Here is an 18,871-nt window from a genome sequence, read left to right as displayed (position 1 = left end):
GAAGTAACCAGCCGGGGGCGGCCATGCGGGGCCGCCCCTTTTACATACCAAAAAAGAAAGGAGCTTTGCAAATGAGAGAACGATTTGAACAACGGCTGTTCCGCATATTCGCCCAGGCTGGTTATTCCCCGGTGCAGCTTCTCACCATCACCCCGGAGGAGATGGTGGAGATCCCCGGTATTACGGTCCCCAACATTCGGGCAGTGCTGTGCGTCCAGAACAAGGTGCTGGCAGACCGCAATAAAGTCCGCAGCGGCAGGCTGGTGGAGGAATTGCTGAAAGAAGCCGAAGAAAGCAGGTGCGGCCATGAGTGAACTGCACCTGCTGGACATACTGGCGGCCCGGCATGGCTGTTTCATCTCCGACTTAAATCTTTCGCCTATCCTGCGGCGGGCGGCCCTTTTGGACCTGTGCAGGATGGATGAGAACAGCTACCCGCTGTCCCAATGGAGAGATACGGTGCGCTACCTTACCGGGGATGAACGGGATTTTGCCAGCGTAAAAGAAATCAAAGCATTTATCAAACAGGATATGGAGGCAGAGGGATGAACGATGATTCCACAGAAAAACGCATGGCGGGTGATTATGAGGTCATCCAGGCGGTGTATATAGGCGACCGGGAGGTTGTCCTGGGGGAAAATCCGCAGGATGAAACCGGCATGAAGTATATGTGCGCCTTTTGCCGGCAAAACGCCTTATTTGCAGAATACAGCGAAGTGATGGCCAGTGATGATTTCCCGGAGATTGTGGAGCTGTTCGGCCAGCGAATTGCCGAGCAAGCGCAGAAAACCCACATAGAACTCAACAAGCCCCGCATACAGGGCATAGACGACCGCCCCATCACAGCGGAGGGCTGCACCCCCATTTCCCATGAGGATGATCTGCACGGGAAAATCGTGGTGATAAAGCCGGAGGTGCTGCGCCGGGAATACCGCAGAGCCACCCGTCAGCTCAAGCTCTGTATGGGAGGCTTTGGGGCTTCTCCGCACAGCAGGGGGTCAGCCTGTTACTGCGTTGACCTTTATACTGGCAAAGAGAGCCGCTATGAACGCATGGACGTGCTGGGAACGATACAGCCGGAGGACCTTCCCGGCTGGGCCAAGCATGGACTTACCTCGATTCAGCAGGAACAGGCTCAAAAGAAAACCACGAAGGAGCGTGAACGATGATGGATTACAGAGAAAATGCCGGATATATCATTACGGATTCCTGTCATGTGGGTGACAGCGAATTTGTCTTGGGCGTTCATTTGACAGCGCCCCAGCAGTTTGTCACCTGGAAATGCAGTAACCGGACGGACTACGATTGGGGCCACTATTTCAGCGACCTGTTTTCTGCGCAGAAGGATTTGGTGGCGCGGGCGCAGGAGGAGGTGCAGTGCCTGGAGGATCAGCGGCAGAACGCCATTGTGCCGGAGGCCCCTTCCTATTCCCCGTGGGGCAATATCCAGGAATGTGAAACGCTCTGCCCCGGCGTTTATTCCGTTTCCACCCCAGGGCATGGCGGAATTATGGTGCGCCGGGAATTGGCGGAAAAGATATTCCGAAAAGAAGCGATGGGCTGCGCCTTTGTTGAGGGCGGCTATCTCTGCTTCGAGGAGGACTGTGATGCGCAGGTGGCTCTCCGGGAGCTGATGGATAAAAAGATGATCCAGGCTCCGGTGAACGAGCACTTTGGCCCCGGCGCGTATGAGGCTGTTATCAATAGTAGTGTACAAATTCACCATCCCGAATATTGGCAGGCACGGGAAAAGGCCATATCGGAGCAAAACCGACAAGCGAAAAAGAAAGGACGTGAGCGATGATGGAGCTGAAAATTACCAGCATGACCCCGGAGGATCGCTTGTATGCGTACAACCAGAGCAGCCAGCTTGAAGGGCAAACCGGCTGTATCGGCCATCTGCGCGGGGATTTTGGCAGCGGCCAAGAGTTTTACACTTCCTGGTTCGACCACCGAAGGGAATACAAGACGGACGAGTTTAAGGCGGAGCTTGATGAGGTGGTCAATGCCCTGCGGGAGAAGGACGGGCTGCTCTACACCCGTGACAGCATGACCAGGTTTTGCTATCAGCGCCCGGAGGCTGAGTTTGAGGGAAACTACTGTGCTGAGTACGGTTTTAAGGTGCAGACGCCCCAGCACACCTATATGTTCCGGTGCAACCCCAATTATGGAGACTACAACTTTTACCTCTACGCCTACGTTGCCCGGTTCCTGGAACACCACATGGAAAAGGCTAAACAGGGAATCCGGTTTATCACGCCCGGCTACAAGGAGCTGTTCCGTATCCCCGATGGCGACCACATCCGCATTTTCACGGGCGGCGGAGAAACCCGCGACCGCACCTGCCGGTTCATCGACGAAACCCATTTTGAAACCAGCGGAGGGTATTCCAGCGCCCTGTATCATATTTGCGAATTTGCGGAGCGATTGGAGCAAACTCACGGGAGCGTGATCCCGCTGCGTTCTTCTCTGCCGGTGCAGTGTTTCAGCGTACTTCCCTCATCCGGGGAGCTGATTCTTCTGACCAGAGGGGAAAAAGGATACAGCCCGTGCTATGACTTTTCAACCCCTGACGCCCAACAGAACCGAGAGTTTGCAGATGACCTCAATGTGAAGAACGGCGTTACCAAGGCGCAGGAGGCTGCCATGCTTGCCGGCTCCATGTTTGGCTGGCAGACCCCCGCCGCCGATCCCAGAAACTATGACGAGCAGGGGCAGCCCATCAAGCCCAGGCAGAAAGACCGGGGTGAAGCCCGATGAAGGAGGAAAGACACGTTATCTGGAGCAATTATGGCTTGGACTATGAGGATTGGAGGGATGACCTGGAGGCGGACTACCCGGATTTATCCGAAGATGAGCGCATTTCCCTGATGTATGAAATCAATGGGGATTACCTGGATGATGAACGCGCCAACCTCACTGTGCAGCTTTCCCAGCCGATTTTAGTCGTAGGCGACCTGGGTCTGTGGAATGGGCGGCGTATGGGATATAAGGAAATCCCCAGCGGCAACATCCGGGACTGCCTGTATTCCGACACAGATTATTCCACCTGGTATGTGGACCGGCTGGGCGATCTGCGGTGCGACGCCATCCACCACGATGGCACGAACTTTTACCTCTACCGCGTTTACAAGGACAGCGCCAGCCCTTCTCAAATTGAACTGCTGAAAGAAAAACTATATCGCGGCATTGCAACCCGCGCCGATATTACGAGAGTGACCCGCAGGCTGGGCGATGACATTGCCAAAGTCTACGGGTTTTCCATTCCCCGGCAGCGGCAGACCGCAGCCATGGAAAGATGAGGTGATGAAAATGGCGTCTTTACCGCCCGTTATGCTGGACACGCACGAGGACTGGTTCAACTTGCTGATGACGGTTCTCCATCAGCAGGCAAAACAGAACCCCTATGAAGAATACCGGGAGATGGCTCAAAAGCTGATCGACCAGTTTATGCGCTACGGGAGGCCCTTTGTTGACAGCGACCATGCGCCCTGCGTGGCACTTCGGATGTACCCAAAGGAGGCCGGAAATACCATCTGGCTGTTGCTGCTCTCCCTGTGCAATCAATATGACCCTGATAAGGATTACAGCGCAGAACTGAAAGCTGCGAAAAAAGAATAAGAAAAGGAGGGGCAACCGATGGCGATACGATATAAAGCCTTGACGGAGCTGTACCAGGAAACGCAGCGCAGCGTGACAGCTCCCGACCAGTGGCGGGCGTTTCTGGCTTCTGCCTGCCGTAACTACCGGCTTTCTTTCGATGAACAACTGCTTGTCTACGCCCAGCGCCCAGACGCCACCGCCGTCCTGGAGATCGAGCGATGGAACCGGCAATTTGGGCGCTGGGTAAACCGGGGCGCAAACGGCATTGCTGTTTTTGACGGTGAACACAATGGCAAGCCCCGGCTGAAGTATTACTTTGATATTTCCGATACCCATGAAGCCCGGTTCCCACGGCCCGTCCCCCTTTGGACGGTGCGGGAGGAATACGCGCCGGACATCATCGAAACGCTGGAAAACAGCTTTGGAGAACTGGAGCACAAGGAGAATTTGGGTGAAGCCCTGCTCTCTACGGCAAAGAACGCCGTGGAGGATAATATGCCCGACTATCTTTCTGAATTGAAAACCCTTACGGAAGGCAGCTTTCTGGAAGAACTGGACGAGCTGAACCTGGAGGTGGAATACCGCAGGGCGGTGCAAAACAGCATTGGATATATGCTGCTGGTGCGCTGCGGCCTTGACCCGTCTGGATATTTTGAAGATGAGGATTTTCGGGGTGTGCTGAATTTCAACACCCCACAGACCCTGAACGCTTTGGGCGTGGCCACCGGGGACATCTCTCAGATGTGCCTTTCCGCCATTTCCCGCACGGTCCTTGCCCTGCAAAGACAGCCCCAAAAAGAAAATCGCACATTTGAACCCCAGCAGAAAAACCAGTATGCTGTAACTGAACAGGAAAACACACAGCCGGAAAGGAGTTTTGAATATGACCGAGATCACTTACACCAGGCAGGGCGACTACAATCTGCCGAACCTTCTGCCTCCCCAGGAGGAGCCGGTTCCCCATGGGAAATACGCATTGCTTCGGAAGAAGTTCCTCAAGGAGCACCGCAGGGTGACGTACACGAACCTGTTGACCAGCGGCAAACTGAACAGTCATCTGGCGGAGGTCCAGCAGACGGCCCAGCGCCGGATGGAGGAAATCGTAGCGCAGATGGCGAAAGCCCAGGGCGTGACGGAGGAACTGAAAGCCAGCGACCAGATGAAGTGGGTGCAGATGATGAACAACCTGCAGAACGCGGCGGAGGAAACGGTGCTGGCGGAACTGATTTACAGCTAAATGAAGAACAGGAAGAAAGCGCAGGCGGCGAACAGCTCCCTGCGCTTTTGGATGAAAAGCAGATCATGGCCATCATCGCCAACAAGGATGATGACCTGAAATATAAGAAAAATCAGATTGAGCTTTTCTTCTCGGTTCACAGCGACGTTCAGGAACGGGCGGAATATCTGAGATCTGCCTATCAGGACCGGTACACCGAAATCATCGCTGACGGGCAGCGCCTGGGATATAAGCCCCAGGAGAATGGCCTGCTCATGTGGGAAGGCTCTTACCCATCCCGCACCAAGGAATCCGTTTTTTCCTGGGATATTGTGGCCCAGTGGACTGCCCAGCTCATTGACAAAAAAGAATATTTCATTCAGACGGACATCCCGCAGCTCCTTACCCAGGAGAGCCAGCAGATGTCCCTTTTTGATTTTGCGGCGTTTCAGCAGCCAGCCCAGGCCGAGGGTACGGCCCAACCATCCATTTTCCCTCACCCGGCACTGCCTCAGCAGGTAATCGACGAGGCGCTGTGCATTGGTGCCAACGACCAAAACAGCCGCCTCATCATCTGCGCCTATTTCAAAAAGGATAAGCCGGACAATGCCCGGTTCCTGGCGGAGCACTATGGCGAGAACGGCGCGGGCTTTTATCTGGATGGCCGGCAGTATGCCATCTGGTACAACGCAGAGGGAATCCGCATTGCCCAGGGCGAAAGCGCCCAGCGTTCCAGCGCCACCCTCATCCCCTGGGAACAGGCGGCGGCCCGTATCCGGGAACTGCTGGATTTGGGCCGGTATATGCCCCAGAGCGAGCTGGACCGGGTGGACGGGTATGAACGCCAGCAACGGGCCGCGCAGCTATGGTATCTCCGGCAGGATTTTGCAGAAGGCACCGCCGACGCGGGCTATCTTCCCACGGTGAATGCCATTTACGGCAAAAATCATGGGTTTCCAGAGGAAAGCGCCGCCATCAGCGATTTGTTAGGCCATCCGGAGGGGCTGCAGAACCTGCGGGATGAGCTGGAGCAGTTTGTCCAGGCATACAGAGAGAACCGGGAACTGCTGCGGTTCCATTTCCACCGTCCGCAAAAATTGCTGGAGCAGCTTTCTGACCTGCAGCGGGAACCGCTGCACTTTACCGCCGCCGAAGGGTACGATCCCCAGCGGCGTTTCTTTATCTCCGGGGACGAGATTGACAACCTTCTGCGGGGCGGGAAACGCAGCACGGATTACCGGCTGGCCGTGTATTCTTTCTACCGCAACCACACAGAGCGCAAGGAACGGGAGAATTTCTTAAAGCACTACCACGGCGAGTACAGCGGCCATTCCAGTGGGAATGACGATGTGACCTACCAGCTCAGTAAAGGCGTTTCTTTCAGCCATGGCAGTATCACCGCCCCCTACGCCAAGGTGGAGCTGAAATGGCCCGCCGTGGAAAAGCGCGTCAGCGCCATGATCGCCCAGGGGCGGTTCCTCACCGATGAGGACCGCGCCGCCATGCCGCAGTATGAGAAGCACCAGCTTGCCCGGAATATCCGCACTTTCTTTGAGAACGTGCCACAAGAGCAGCCCCACCCCTATCCCTTTGGCTTTGACTATTGGGACGCAGTGAAGCTCATTGAGCCGCAGCTTGATGACCCGGCCCGTGTGGAAGAAATCTATCAGATGATGGTCCCCATTTGGGAGGCCACCCCGCAGGATGACAGGATGTACGCCCTGCGCCGGCAGGCGTTTGAAAACCTCGCCGCCTTCCGACAGGGAACCTTCACGCTCTTTGCGGAGCACAAGGAGCCGGTGGCTCCCACCATGCCGCAGGCGAAAGCCTACGACCTGGGCTATGGCCATCTGGGAAATGGGCTTACCGTGTGGAACCGGCTGGAGGAAGAACACGGGGACTACAAAACGGTTGCCCACATCGCGCCGGATCGCACGGTAACGATTTATGATGAGGAAATGCCCCAGGCAGTGCGGGAGGAAATCCAGTGGATTGCTGACACTTCGGAAATGACTATTTCCGCCACCCAGGACGCGCCGGTATTCGCCGTGCCGCCCAGGGTACAGGGACCGCCTCAAAAAGAAGAACTGGCAGACCCCTACCCGGAGCTGGCCGCCCAGGTGCTGCGCTTTGTGGGAGAGTTTGACGGTTCCCGCATGGGCTATGGCGAAGATGACGCTCAGGCGGTGGAGAATATCGCCCAGCAGCTTCACGACCCCGTTCAGCGGGAAGAAATCCGCAGACTGCTTCAATCCTTCCTGGACCATGCGGACCCGGAAGAAGAAATCGCGGTGGACATCTCCCTCTGTATGGAGCAGATCGCGGAGCTGCCCCCGGCCCTTTCCCCGGAACAGGCGCAGATAGCAGAAATCGCCGGTTATCTGGAGGAGGCCGGATATGCGGTATCCAGCGAACTGGTCGAAGAAGGTTTGATGGATTACCGTGCCCATGGCGGTAAAGGTAACAGCCAGGATGTTGCTGACTTCATTGAGCGAGGCTTTTTGTCCGAGGAGCCGGAACCTGCTTCTCTGGAGATAGCCAAAGAGTTTATCAACGATTTCTGCGTGGCCGAGTATGGCAGCCCAGCCGATTTCAGTGATCTGGAAAAGGTGGGCATTGCCTACACCACCGTCACCGATGAGGAAATCCCCATCCAGGTCAATGCAGATTTGGTCCATTACCGCATTGAGCGTTATCTGGACGGGCAGTTTTTGGAGCGCAGGCAGTATGAGAGCCTGGACGAACTCATCCAGAACGAGCTGGCCGAGCTGGATTTTGATGACCTCATTTCCGTTTCCGATGAAGAACTTGAATCCATCGGTGCCACGCTGGAGCAGCGTTCAGATGACTACCGTTTACTCAGCCGCCTGAAAGCCGACTGCGATTACTTCCTGGGCGCTGGCGGACGGGCGGAAAAGCACCTGTGGGCTGGGAACGTGCGAGAGCAAATCGCCAAAATGCGGGAACTCTATGACGCCCTGCCGGAAAAACCGGAATGGCTCACCATGGAGGACATCGACCGCTACGCCCAGCGCATGGAGCCGCCTTACGAAGTGGTGGTGTACCATCACTTTGAAAATGGCTTTGATGAACAGCTGGATTACCAAACGCTGGCGAAGGCCGAACAAGCTGCGCAGAAATATGTGGCCGGCACCATGGAGGGCGAGGATGGCTTTGCCTATGATGGCGCGGGTATCTATGACCTTCAGGAGAACAGATGGCTGCGGGTTTACGGGAACTTCCCTGATGAACGAGCCATTGAGCAGGCAAAACAAGCCCCTGCCGCAGAGGAACAGCCAGCCAGCCCAGAGCAGGCCGATTTACAGCCTAAAAAAGAAGAAGCACTCCCACTGCCGCCGAAGCACCCCCGCCGTGAGCGCATTACTTTCACAACCCTGCACCCGGAGGTCCCCAGGGATCAGCGCCATGATTTCCACATCACCGATGACGCCCTGGGCCACGGCATCCCCAGCGAGAAATACGCGGCCAATGCTGCCGCCATCCGCACCTTGAAGCAGATCGAAGCTGAGGAACGGCTGGCCACGCCCGAAGAACAGGAAATCCTGTCCCGCTATGTGGGCTGGGGCGGCCTTGCAAACTGCTTTGAGGAAACCAGCCCCCACTATGAGGAGCTGAAATCCCTGCTGGATTCAGAGGAATACGCGGCGGCCAGGGCCAGCACCCTCACCGCCTTTTACACGCCGCCTGTGGTTATCCGGGGAATCTACAAGGCCCTGTCCCAGATGGGCTTTACCCAGGGGAACATTTTGGAACCGTCCTGCGGCACCGGCAATTTCCTTGGCTTGCTCCCCACAGATTTGGCGGGCAGCAAAGCCTATGGCGTAGAGCTGGATTCCATTTCCGGGCGGATTGCGGGCCAGCTTTACCAGAATGCCAACATTTCCGTAAACGGCTTTGAAACTGTGCAAATGCCCGACAGCTTTTTTGATGTAGCCGTGGGCAACGTCCCCTTTGGGGATTTCAAAGTGCTGGATAAACGGTACGACAAGCACCACTGGCTGATCCACGACTATTTCTTCGGAAAGACGCTGGACAAGGTGCGGCCCGGCGGTATTGTGGCGTTCATTACCAGCAAAGGCACTCTGGACAAGGAAAACTCCAGCGTCCGAAAGTACCTGGCACAGCGCGCCGACCTGATCGGGGCCATCCGCCTGCCGGATAACACCTTCAAGCAGAACGCCGGAACGGAAGTGACCAGCGACATCATCTTTCTGCAAAAGCGCGACCACATCACCGATTTAGACCAGGATTGGGTGCATTTGGACACCGATGAAAACGGAATCCGCATGAACCGCTATTTCGTGCAGCACCCGGAGATGATTTTGGGCGACATGGTGATGGAATCCACACGGTTCGGGCCGGACAGCGCCTGCAAAGCCCGCGAGGGGGAAGATTTATCCGAGCAGCTTGCCAATGCCATCCAGTTTTTGCAGGCGGAAATCAAGCCCTATGAGCTGGAGGAGCTGGACGAGGAGGAAGATCGCTCCATCCCTGCCGACCCCACAGTGAAGAATTTCAGCTACACGATTGCAGATGGGCAAGTATACTACCGAGAAAACAGTCTCATGCACCCGGTGGAAGTCTCCGTCACGGCGGAAAACCGTATCCGTGGCATGATCGAGCTGCGGGAATGTACCCGCAGGCTTATTGAGTACCAGACCGAAGGCTACCCGGATGAGGATATTGCAGCCGAGCAGCAAAAGCTCAACGCCCTTTACGACAGCTTCACCGCCAAGTATGGGCTGCTGAACAGTCGCGGCAACAAGCTGGCCTTTTCGGAGGACTCCAGCTACTGCCTCTTGTGCTCTCTGGAGGTGCTGGATGAGCAGGGCAACCTAAAAAGAAAAGCCGATATGTTCACCCGGCGCACCATCCGGCCCCATGTGGCTGTCACCAGTGTGGATACAGCCAGTGAAGCGTTGGCGGTGTCCATTTCGGAAAAAGCCCGTGTGGATATGGACTATATGGCAGAGCTGTCGGGTAAATCCCCGGAGGAACTGGAAAAAGAGCTTGCCGGGGTGATCTACCGGGATATTCGCTGTGCGGAGAACCCGGAGGACATCCTGCCTTCTTTGGCGGATTTGAGCCGCTATCCTCTTGTCACGGCGGATGAGTACCTTTCCGGGAAAGTGCGCCAAAAGCTGCGGATGGCAAAAGCATTCCTGGAAGTGGCCCCTGACAATCAGAAGGAAACCGCCCGCCGGAATGTGGAGGCTTTGGAGGCCGTCCAGCCCCAGGACCTGGGCGCTGGTGAAATTGGGGTGCGCATTGGCGCGAACTGGGTGCCCATCGAGGTGTACCAGCAATTCATGGTGGAGCTGCTCACCCCCAATTACTATGTGCGGGACCGTATCAAAATCCTGCGCTCCGAAGCCACCGGCCAATGGAGCATCCGGGAGAAAAACGCCGACCGCAGCAATGTAAAAGCCAATACCACCTACGGCACCAAGCGGATGAGCGCCTACCACATCTTGGAGCAGACTCTAAATCAAAGGGATGTGCGGGTATTTGACTATATTGAGGACGAGAACGGCAAGAAAAAGCCTGTCCTCAACAAAAAAGAAACCGCGATTGCCCAGGACCGGCAGGAACTCATCAAGCAGAAGTTTGCCGAGTGGATCTGGAAAGACATCGACCGCCGGGAACTGCTGTGCCGCATTTACAACGAAACCTTCAACGGCGTCCGCCCCCGTGAATATGATGGGCGGCACATCCGGTTTGAAGGCATGAACCCGGAAATTTCCTTACGTCCCCATCAGATCAATGCCATTGCGCACATTTTGTACGGCGGAAACACCCTGCTGGCCCACGAGGTAGGGGCAGGCAAAACCTACGAGATGGTGGCAGCCGCCATGGAGATGAAGCGCCTGGGGCTTTGCACCAAGTCACTGATCGTGGCGCCAAATCACATCACGGAACAGTGGGCGGCGGAATGGCTTCAACTCTATCCCAGCGCCAATATCTTGGTTGCTACGAAAAAAGATTTTGAAACCCAGAATCGCAAGAAGTTTTGCAGCCGCATTGCCACCGGGGACTACGACGCCATCATCATCGGCCACAGCCAGTTTGAAAAAATCCCCATGAGCCTGGAGCGCCAGCAGGCCATTTTGGAGCGCCAGATTGAAGAAATCCTGGAAGGAATCGAGCAGGCCAAGGCACAGAAGGCGGAACGCTACACGGTCAAGCAGATGGAGCGTACCCGGAAATCGCTGGAGACAAGGCTGGCCAAGCTCAACGACCAGAGCCGCAAGGATGACACCGTCACCTTTGAGCAGCTCGGCGTGGACAGGCTCTTTATTGATGAGAGCCATTATTTTAAGAACTTGTTTTTGGCGACAAAAATGCGAAACGTGGGCGGCATTGCCCAGACCGAAGCCCAGAAATCCAGCGACCTGTTCATGAAAACGCAGTATCTGGACGAGTTGACCGGCGGGCGCGGCGTGATTTTTGCCACCGGCACCCCTATCTCCAACTCCATGGTAGAGCTTTACACCATCCAGAGGTATTTGCAGTACAGGCTCCTGCAGGAGATGGGCCTTGTCCATTTCGATGACTGGGCGGGGAGCTTCGGAGAAACGGTTACAGCCATCGAGTTATCGCCGGAGGGCACCGGCTACCGAGCCAAAACCCGGTTTGCCAAGTTTTATAACCTGCCGGAGCTGATGGCTGCTTTCAAGGAGGTTGCCGACATCCAAACAGCGGATATGCTTTGTCTGCCTGTTCCCAAGGCAAACTTCCACACGGAAGTGATCCAGCCCTCGGAGCTTCAGAAAGAGATGATAAGAGGGCTGGCGGAACGGGCAGAGAAAATCCGTGCCGGTGGGGTTGACCCCCATGTGGACAATATGCTCCGCATTACCAATGACGGGCGGAAATTGGCGCTGGATATGCGGCTCATCAACCCTCTCGCTGCCGACGACCCCAATGGCAAGGTGGCTGTCTGCGCCCGGAATGTGTTCCGCATCTGGGAACAGACTAAAGAAAAACGCTCTGCCCAGCTTGTATTCTGCGACCTGTCCACACCTACTACCGATGGCTCTTTCAGTGTTTATGACGACCTAAAAAAGAAACTGATGGACGCCGGTATCCCGGAAGAAGAAATCGCCTTTATCCACACGGCAGACAGCGAAGCCAAAAAGAAGGAGCTGTTTTCCAAGGTGCGCGCCGGGCAGGTGCGGGTGCTGCTGGGTTCCACGGCCAAAATGGGCGCAGGCACTAACGTCCAGGATAAGCTCATTGCCCTGCATGACCTGGACTGCCCCTGGCGGCCTTCCGACCTTCAGCAGCGGCTGGGGCGTATCGTCCGCCAGGGCAATGAAAATGAGGAGGTGGAAATCTATCGGTATGTAACGGAAGGCACTTTTGACGCTTACCTCTACCAGCTTGTGGAGAACAAGCAGAAGTTCATCGCCCAGATCATGACCAGCAAGGCCCCCGTCCGTGTGGCGGATGATGTAGATGAAACTGCCCTCAGCTATTCGGAAATCAAGGCATTGGCCACCGGCAACCCACTTATTATCGAGAAGTGCAACCTGGATATGGAGGTGGCGCGGCTCAATATGCTGAAAGCCAGCCACTTGAACCAGGTGTACGCTCTGGAGGAACTGGTGTATCGGAAATACCCGGAGGAAATCACCCGGCTCACGGAACGGATCGCGGGCTATGAGCAGGATGTGGCGCTGGCGGCGGCCCACCCCAAGGCCCAGGAGGGCTTCTGCGGCATGGAGGTGGATGGCAGGCACTACACCGAAAAAGAGGGCGCCGGCAAGGCTATCATTGATGTTTGCACCCGTATGACAGGTTCCGACGCTGTTCTTTTGGGGCAGTACCGGGGCTTTTCCATGGTGCTGGCTTATGATGGCAGGAGCAACGAGTATCGGATCACGCTCAAAGGCACTCTTTCCCATACGGTGACGCTGGGGGCGGATGTGTTCGGCAATATCACCCGCCTGGACAACGCTCTGGAAAACCTTGCAGGCAGCCTGCAGGCCGAGCAGAACAGCCTGGAGGAAACCAAGGCCCAGCTTGAAAACGCCCGCACGGAATTGGCTACACCTTTTGCCCGCGAGGAGGAGCTGGCGGAGAAAACAGCCCGTTTGAAAGAGCTGAATATTCTGCTCAACATGGATGAGAAGGACAAGACATTGATGGACGATACCCCAGACGAGGGCGAGGATGTGCCTGCCCGGAGGGTTGCGGAGCTGGCACGGTAAAGGAGGATACGATGACCAACGAAGAATTAAATACCAGGCTCTATGAGAAAATGTTTGCGGAACAGGAGCAGTTCCGGGATTGGCTGCTCTCCCAACCGCCGGCTGAGATTTTGAACCATGCCTATGAGTACACGGTGCGGGAGGACATCCTGATGTCTCTTGAATACCACGATCTGGAGGATAGTCAGGCCAGGGCGCTGCTGAAATCTGACAAGCCCTTGAAGCGGATTTTTGAGCGGTGGGAGAACCAGGAAACCTCTTATATGGATACGGTATGGGATACTGTCCAGGAACAGGCCAGGGCCGCCGAAGCCAAACAGAAAGCCAAAGCGCAGAAAGAAAGGTGATTGCACATTTGCCATTGCGCTGCGGGGCAGGTATAGTATAATAAAAATCGTGATAAGGGGTGATGATAGATGGACGATAGCTACTGCCTGCTCCCGGAGCGCATTTCCGAGCAGTTTTCTGAAATCGACAGCGACATTGTGATGGATTTGGCGGCTGCCAGCCCGGAATATACCGAGTTGAAGGCCCAGATGGAAGAACTGAAACGCCGAAATCCTGCGATTGGCGCTCTGCTGGAGGGCAAGGGAGAACTTTCCTTTACTGCGGAGGAGCATGAAGCCTTGAAGGAATTTATCCGGCTGTATATGCGTACCGATAATATGGAACGGGAACACATCTACTTTCGGGGCCATGCAGACGGGTTTGCTTATCTGAAGAAAATCGGCGCTTTCAAAACTGAATAGCCCTATGAAACGGTGCGGAGCGATCTGCACCGTTTTTTACATACTGAAACGAATATAGCCCCCTTTACATAGCCAGCTACCCCACATGGGGCGGCTAATCTACGGCTATGTAAAGGGGGCTGTATTTTTTTATGCCTTTTTACGATTCAGAAGCCATCGAACAGGCAAGGCGGGTGGACCTACTCACCTACCTGCAAACCTGCGAACCCCAGGAGTTGGTTCATGTATCCGGCAACGTCTACTGCACCAAGACCCATGACAGCCTGCGTATCTCTAACGGCAAATGGTGCTGGTTTTCCCGTGGGATCGGCGGTTACAGTGCTCTGGACTATCTCATCAAGGTCAATGGCTATTCCTTTCTGGAGGCCATGGAAACCATCTCCGGCAGGGCGGCCATCCCGCCGCCTTCCTTTGTGCCAGCGCCGAAAGGGGAAAAGCCCAAGCACTTGCTTCTGCCCCAGGCTGCCCCGGACAATCAGGCGATGATGGACTATCTCAAGGGAAGGGGCATTGACCAGGAGATTTTGGACTACTGTGTTCAGACCGGGCGGATTTATGAGAGCCGGAACAAGGGACACAGCAACGTGGTTTTTGTGGGCTTTGATAAAGATGGCAAGGCGCGGTTCGGATGCCTGCGCGGGATAAGCGAGGCTCGGTTCCATGGGGATTTAAGCGGCAGTGATAAGCACTTTTCCTTTACCCTGCCCGCCTGCGTGGAGAATCCGGCGGTCCATCTGTGCGAATGTGCCATTGATGTGATGTCCTACGCCACCCTCTGCAAGCTGGACGGGATTGACTGGCGGCGGCACAATCTGTTGTCCCTGGCGGGGGTGTACCAGCCGAAGAAAAAGATCGAGGAAAGCAAGCTGCCGGTGGCCCTTACCCGATTTTTAGAGGATCACCCTCATGTGAAAACCGTCTATCTTCATCTGGACAACGACACCGCTGGCCGGCTGGCGGCCAAGGCAATCAAGGCTGTTATGCCGGAGGGCTACCGGGTGGAGGACAAACCGCCGCCCCGTGGAAAGGATGTGAATGATTTTCTGTGCCACCGGCTGGGGATTCCCATTCGGGGCAGCCATGGAAAGGAGCATGAGCGATGAACCATTATGATGTTACCATCCGGGAAACGCTGGAGGTGAAAATGAAGGTGGCGGCAAACAGCCGGGAGGAGGCCGAGCAGTTTGCCAGGGACCAATGGAAACGTGGCGAGGTCGTTCTGGACGCCAGCCATTTTACCGGCGTGGAGTTCCAGGCAAAACGGTATTCCCGTGACCGGGGCGAGCGGTGAGTTCTTTTTTCGCCTGTCCCGGATTCCCCACAGGGGAATGGAATGTAGTTGTACCAGCAAGCATCGCCTTTGTGATACCACAAAGGCCGCTTGTTAGGGGGAACGCCCCCTAATACCCCTTTTGAAAGGATGGAGGTTTTCATGGAAGGATTGTTTTTCGCCATTGGATTTCTGCTGGGCGGTGTGGTCGGCGTGCTGATTATGTGCCTGCTTCAAATCAACCGCATAGGCAGAAAGGAGGATTCGGAAGAATGAGAAAACGCAACGTACACGTTCAGTTTTGGCTGGACAAAAAAGAGGCAGAAGCCTTCAACAAAAAAGTAAAGCGCAGCGGCCTTTCCCGTGAGGCGTACTTGCGCCATCTGGTGAACGGCCTGGTTCCCCAAGACGCACCGCCACCCGCCTACTACGACTTTATGCGGGAGCTTCACCGGATTGGCGGCAACCTCAACCAGATCGCCCAGAAAGCCCATGTGCTGGGCGTCATTGATGAGCGCCGCTATGATGAGGAAATGCGGAAGTTTGACCAGCTCGTCCGGGACATCACCAAAGCGGTGATCCTTCCCCGCGCTATGGAGTAACTTTGGCTACCACATCTATCTGGCGGGTGAACGGCTGGCTGGGCAAGGTCCTCATCTATATTGAAAATCCAGACAAGACCGAAAATCCTGATTTCTTTGAAAAGCAGAATATGGATGGCAAGGAGGCCCAGGGCCTATCCGATGTGATCGAGTATGCCGTCCAGCAGCAAAAAACAGGCAAGGCGGTGGAAAGCGAAGGCGAAACGGTCATGCGGCAGTTTGTTTCCGGGGTGAATTGCAGCCCCTCTACTGCCCGCGATGAGATGATAGCGGTAAAAAAGCGTTTCGGAAAGGAGGACGGGACTGTGGCCTACCACGGCTATCAGAGCTTTGCCCCCGGCGAGGCCACGCCGGAGCTGGCCCATGAGATCGGCCTTGCCCTGGCAAAAAAGCTGTGGGGTGAAAAATACCAGGTGCTGGTGGCTACCCATCTGGACAGGGAAAATCATCTGCACAATCATTTTGTAGTGAACACGGTTTCCTTCGTGGACGGCATCAAGTACCATCGTACCGAGCAGGATTATTTCGATATGCAGCGGGAATCCGACCGGCTGTGCCGGGAGTATGGGCTTTCCGTCATTGAGAACCCCCAGCGGGGAAAATCCAAGCACTACGGGGAATGGCGGGCCGAGCAGGAAGGCCGCCCCACCTATCTCTCCCTCATCAAAGCCGATGTGGATACTGCCATCCGCCAGTCTATGACGGAACGGCAGTTTTTTTATCGTCTGCGGCAGATGGGTTACGACATCAAAGTGGGCAAGGACATTACGGTTCGTCCGCCGAATTACCCCCGTGGGCGTAAGCTCATGCGCAACTTTGGCGAGGACTACTCTATGGAGAACATCCGCAAGCGGATTTTAGCCCAGCGCCGCCCCCAGCGGGAACACAGGCCGGAGCCGCTGCGGTGCAGGCTCCACGGGGATTTGAAACAGGCCAAAAAGGTGACGGGGTTCCGCGCCCTCTACTTCCACTACTGCTATCTGCTGGGGGTATTCCCCCAAAAGAAGAACCGCCCGCCCAGGCGGGTGCCCCATGCACTGCGGGAGGATTTGATCCGGGCGCAGGAGCTTACCGATGAAGCCCGCCTTCTTTCCCGCCACCGCATTGACACCCTGGAGCAGCTTAACGTCTATCGGTCTGATGTGGAATCTCAGCTTGCCGGCCTAACGGAACAGCGGAAAAGCCTGTACCGGCAACTTCGTACCAAGGCGGTGCTGGCCGACCCTGCTGGACAGGAGCACATCCGGGCTGAGATCTCCAAACTTTCTGCGCAGATAAATGAGCTGCGCCGGGAGGTGAAGCTGTGCGAGGATATTGCCCTGCGCTCCACTTCCATCAAGGATAAGATACAGGCCGCCCGTGAAGAAGTCTCCGGTAAGGATGAGAAAGCCCGCCAGGAGCCGGAGCAGGGCCGGGCGGCTCCCCCAGGAAGGAGATGATTTTTGATGTATAACTCAGGCGACGCGGCGGAGCAAGTGGTACGGATGAGCCTGGAGGGTGCTGAATTTGCCCTCAAGATCACCGGTTCTGCTGCTAAAAATCTGGCCGCCGCCCTTTACACGGTTTTGAAAGACCAGAAAAAGACCAAGGGCAAAGCCCGCATTGAAGCTATGCTGCGGGAAAAGCGCCCCCTAAAGGTTTACACCATCAAGAAGGAGGATTGCCCGGAGTTTGCCAAGCAAGCCAAGGGGTACGGGATTCTCTACGCACCCATCCCGGTGAAGAAAGGCGACGACACCATCGACATTCTGGTGTTCGAGGATGACGCTGCCAGAGCCAACCGGATCGTGGAGAAGTTCAAGCTCACCGTTGTGGATACGGCTTCGATCAAGGAGGATATTGAGAAATCCCGCGAACAGCGCGGCAGCGAACCCGCCGCGCCGGAGCAGGCCATGCCGGAAAAGAGTGTGGACGACCAGCTTTTGGATGAGCTGATGGAAAAGCCCGTCCAGAAGGAGAAATCTCAGCCGGAGAACCCTGCTGCAGAGAAGAACGCCCCTTTTGCTCCAGCGGCGGAAAAATCCCCTCCGTCCGAGCCTATCTCCGAGAGCAGCAGCAAGTCCGCAAGGGGTACTTCTGATGGGGCCGAGAAGCCTTCCGTCCGGCAGGAGCTGCGGGACATCCAGGCCCAGCGGAAGAAGGAGGCGGAGGCTGCCAGGGCCGAGGAGCCGGCTGCACCCCAGAAGAAGGCGGCTCAGAAAACTACCCGGCACCAGCCGCCGAAACCCAAAAAGAAACCCAAATCGAAAGAGAGGTAATCTGTGATGAATAATTTTGACGATCTGTTTGAACAGCAGCCCCAGGCGGAGGCTGCGCCGCAAAAGCAGGAAAGCCAGAAAGAGCGCCCCAAGCGCCAGTGGTGGCAGGTCCGGGAGGAAAAACAGCGAAAAGAAGCCTATGCCACCTTGGACCGGATTTTTGGAGAGTTCTCCGAGGGTACGGGCAGTATGGAGGCATATCTGGATGTGCAGAGCCGTTTTCCCTTCCACTCTGCCCGCAATGCGCTGCTGATTGGGGATAAGTGCCCCGACGCGGTGCGTGTGGGCGGTTACAAAGAGTGGCACGCCCAGGGGGTCGAGATTTTGGAGGATGAGAAGCGTTTGCCCATCATCATTCTGGAGCCGGGCAAAGCATACCGGCGTGAGGATGGCAGCGTGGGCCAGAACTTTTACGCCAAGGAAGTCTATGATATTTCCCAGACTACGGCGAGGGATCAGGTTCATCCCCAGGTGAGCTACGATGACCGCCTGCTCTTAAAGGGCCTGATCGCCAGTTCCCCGGTTCCCATCCGGGCCGTGGAGGAACTGCCCCAGGGCCGAGGTGCCATGTTTTCTGCAGAGCAGAACGCCATCCTGGTGAAAAAAGGCATGGACGCGCCGGACATCTTCCGCTGTGTTTCTCTGGAGGTTGCCAATGTGCAGCTTGCCCAAAGCATGGATGGCTATTCCAGAGAGACAGATGGCTACAAAGCCTATGCGGTCAGCTATATGCTCTGCAAGCGGTATGGCGTGGACGCCAAAGAGTATGAGATTTCCAAACTGGACGGCGTATTTCAGGGGCAGGTCCCCAGGGAGGATATTCCTGCGGCCCTCACTGATATGCGGGACGCCTTCAAATCCCTCAATGGCCGTATGGCCAGGGCTATGGGCCTCACCCGCGACAGCAAGCAAAAAGACCAGGAACGGTAAAGGAGGTAT

At 55.9% G+C, this 18,871-nt stretch carries 17 protein-coding genes; all 17 read left to right on the top strand.

Annotated features, from left to right (window positions below; all coding sequences use genetic code 11):
• Positions 1 to 23: 23 nt before the first annotated feature.
• The 17 genes from C1712_RS10825 to C1712_RS10745 all read left to right on the top strand — a co-directional run bounded on the left by C1712_RS10825 (position 24) and on the right by C1712_RS10745 (position 18,862).
• Positions 24 to 314 (top strand): hypothetical protein, encoded by a 291-nt coding sequence (locus C1712_RS10825; protein ID WP_245858143.1) that lies wholly within the window; start codon positions 24 to 26, stop codon positions 312 to 314.
• Positions 307 to 549, top strand: a complete 243-nt coding sequence (locus C1712_RS10820; RefSeq protein WP_102269110.1) for a hypothetical protein — start codon at positions 307 to 309, stop codon at positions 547 to 549. The genes C1712_RS10825 and C1712_RS10820 overlap by 8 nt, the downstream gene beginning before the upstream one ends.
• A complete protein-coding gene (locus C1712_RS10815; protein ID WP_102269108.1) occupies positions 546 to 1,169 on the top strand; it encodes a hypothetical protein in 624 nt (207 codons plus the stop codon). Before C1712_RS10820 ends, C1712_RS10815 begins: the two co-directional genes overlap by 4 nt.
• Positions 1,166 to 1,804: a DUF7007 domain-containing protein gene (locus C1712_RS10810; protein WP_083662737.1), complete on the top strand. Its 639-nt coding sequence runs from the start codon at positions 1,166 to 1,168 to the stop codon at positions 1,802 to 1,804. The genes C1712_RS10815 and C1712_RS10810 overlap by 4 nt, the downstream gene beginning before the upstream one ends.
• Positions 1,804 to 2,760: a hypothetical protein gene (locus C1712_RS10805; RefSeq protein WP_102269853.1), complete on the top strand. Its 957-nt coding sequence runs from the start codon at positions 1,804 to 1,806 to the stop codon at positions 2,758 to 2,760. Before C1712_RS10810 ends, C1712_RS10805 begins: the two co-directional genes overlap by 1 nt.
• The gene (locus C1712_RS10800) at positions 2,757 to 3,302 is read left to right on the top strand and encodes a hypothetical protein (RefSeq protein WP_102269106.1); all 546 of its coding nucleotides are present in this window, start codon (positions 2,757 to 2,759) and stop codon (positions 3,300 to 3,302) included. Before C1712_RS10805 ends, C1712_RS10800 begins: the two co-directional genes overlap by 4 nt.
• Positions 3,235 to 3,621 carry a hypothetical protein gene (locus C1712_RS13275; RefSeq protein ID WP_425436029.1) on the top strand — a complete coding sequence of 129 codons (387 nt, stop codon included), beginning with the start codon at positions 3,235 to 3,237 and terminating at the stop codon, positions 3,619 to 3,621. The genes C1712_RS10800 and C1712_RS13275 overlap by 68 nt, the downstream gene beginning before the upstream one ends.
• Before the next feature lie 18 nt (positions 3,622 to 3,639).
• The gene (locus C1712_RS13040) at positions 3,640 to 13,053 is read left to right on the top strand and encodes an LPD11 domain-containing protein (RefSeq protein ID WP_102269102.1); all 9,414 of its coding nucleotides are present in this window, start codon (positions 3,640 to 3,642) and stop codon (positions 13,051 to 13,053) included.
• Between the two features lie 11 nt (positions 13,054 to 13,064).
• Positions 13,065 to 13,400 carry a DUF3848 domain-containing protein gene (locus tag C1712_RS10785; RefSeq protein ID WP_102269100.1) on the top strand — a complete coding sequence of 112 codons (336 nt, stop codon included), beginning with the start codon at positions 13,065 to 13,067 and terminating at the stop codon, positions 13,398 to 13,400.
• Positions 13,401 to 13,469: 69 nt separating this feature from the next.
• Entirely contained in the window at positions 13,470 to 13,802 is a 333-nt protein-coding gene (locus C1712_RS10780; protein ID WP_087168727.1) for a DUF6664 family protein, read from the top strand.
• 131 nt (positions 13,803 to 13,933) lie between these two features.
• On the top strand, positions 13,934 to 14,905 hold the full coding sequence (locus C1712_RS10775) for a DUF3991 and TOPRIM domain-containing protein (RefSeq protein ID WP_102269098.1): 972 nt from the start codon (positions 13,934 to 13,936) through the stop codon (positions 14,903 to 14,905).
• On the top strand, positions 14,902 to 15,093 hold the full coding sequence (locus tag C1712_RS10770; protein ID WP_102269096.1) for a DpnD/PcfM family protein: 192 nt from the start codon (positions 14,902 to 14,904) through the stop codon (positions 15,091 to 15,093). Before C1712_RS10775 ends, C1712_RS10770 begins: the two co-directional genes overlap by 4 nt.
• Before the next feature lie 141 nt (positions 15,094 to 15,234).
• Positions 15,235 to 15,348, top strand: coding sequence for a DUF3789 domain-containing protein (locus C1712_RS10765; protein ID WP_015535520.1), 114 nt, complete (start codon positions 15,235 to 15,237; stop codon positions 15,346 to 15,348).
• Positions 15,345 to 15,674, top strand: coding sequence for a plasmid mobilization protein (locus C1712_RS10760; RefSeq protein WP_058967064.1), 330 nt, complete (start codon positions 15,345 to 15,347; stop codon positions 15,672 to 15,674). The genes C1712_RS10765 and C1712_RS10760 overlap by 4 nt, the downstream gene beginning before the upstream one ends.
• A 26-nt stretch (positions 15,675 to 15,700) precedes the next feature.
• Positions 15,701 to 17,113 carry a relaxase/mobilization nuclease domain-containing protein gene (locus C1712_RS10755; protein ID WP_245858137.1) on the top strand — a complete coding sequence of 471 codons (1,413 nt, stop codon included), beginning with the start codon at positions 15,701 to 15,703 and terminating at the stop codon, positions 17,111 to 17,113.
• A gap of 6 nt (positions 17,114 to 17,119) precedes the next feature.
• Positions 17,120 to 17,932 carry a PcfB family protein gene (locus C1712_RS10750; protein ID WP_102269092.1) on the top strand — a complete coding sequence of 271 codons (813 nt, stop codon included), beginning with the start codon at positions 17,120 to 17,122 and terminating at the stop codon, positions 17,930 to 17,932.
• Positions 17,933 to 17,938: 6 nt separating this feature from the next.
• A complete protein-coding gene (locus C1712_RS10745; RefSeq protein ID WP_075877501.1) occupies positions 17,939 to 18,862 on the top strand; it encodes a hypothetical protein in 924 nt (307 codons plus the stop codon).
• The last annotated feature ends 9 nt before the right edge of the window (positions 18,863 to 18,871 follow it).

The sequence above is a fragment of the Massilicoli timonensis genome (assembly GCF_900199515.1).
GTDB lineage: Bacteria > Bacillota_I > Bacilli_A > Erysipelotrichales > Erysipelotrichaceae > Massilicoli > Massilicoli timonensis.
The sequence above is the reverse complement of the archived record's forward strand: the minus strand, read 5'-3'. Positions and strand labels throughout refer to the sequence as shown.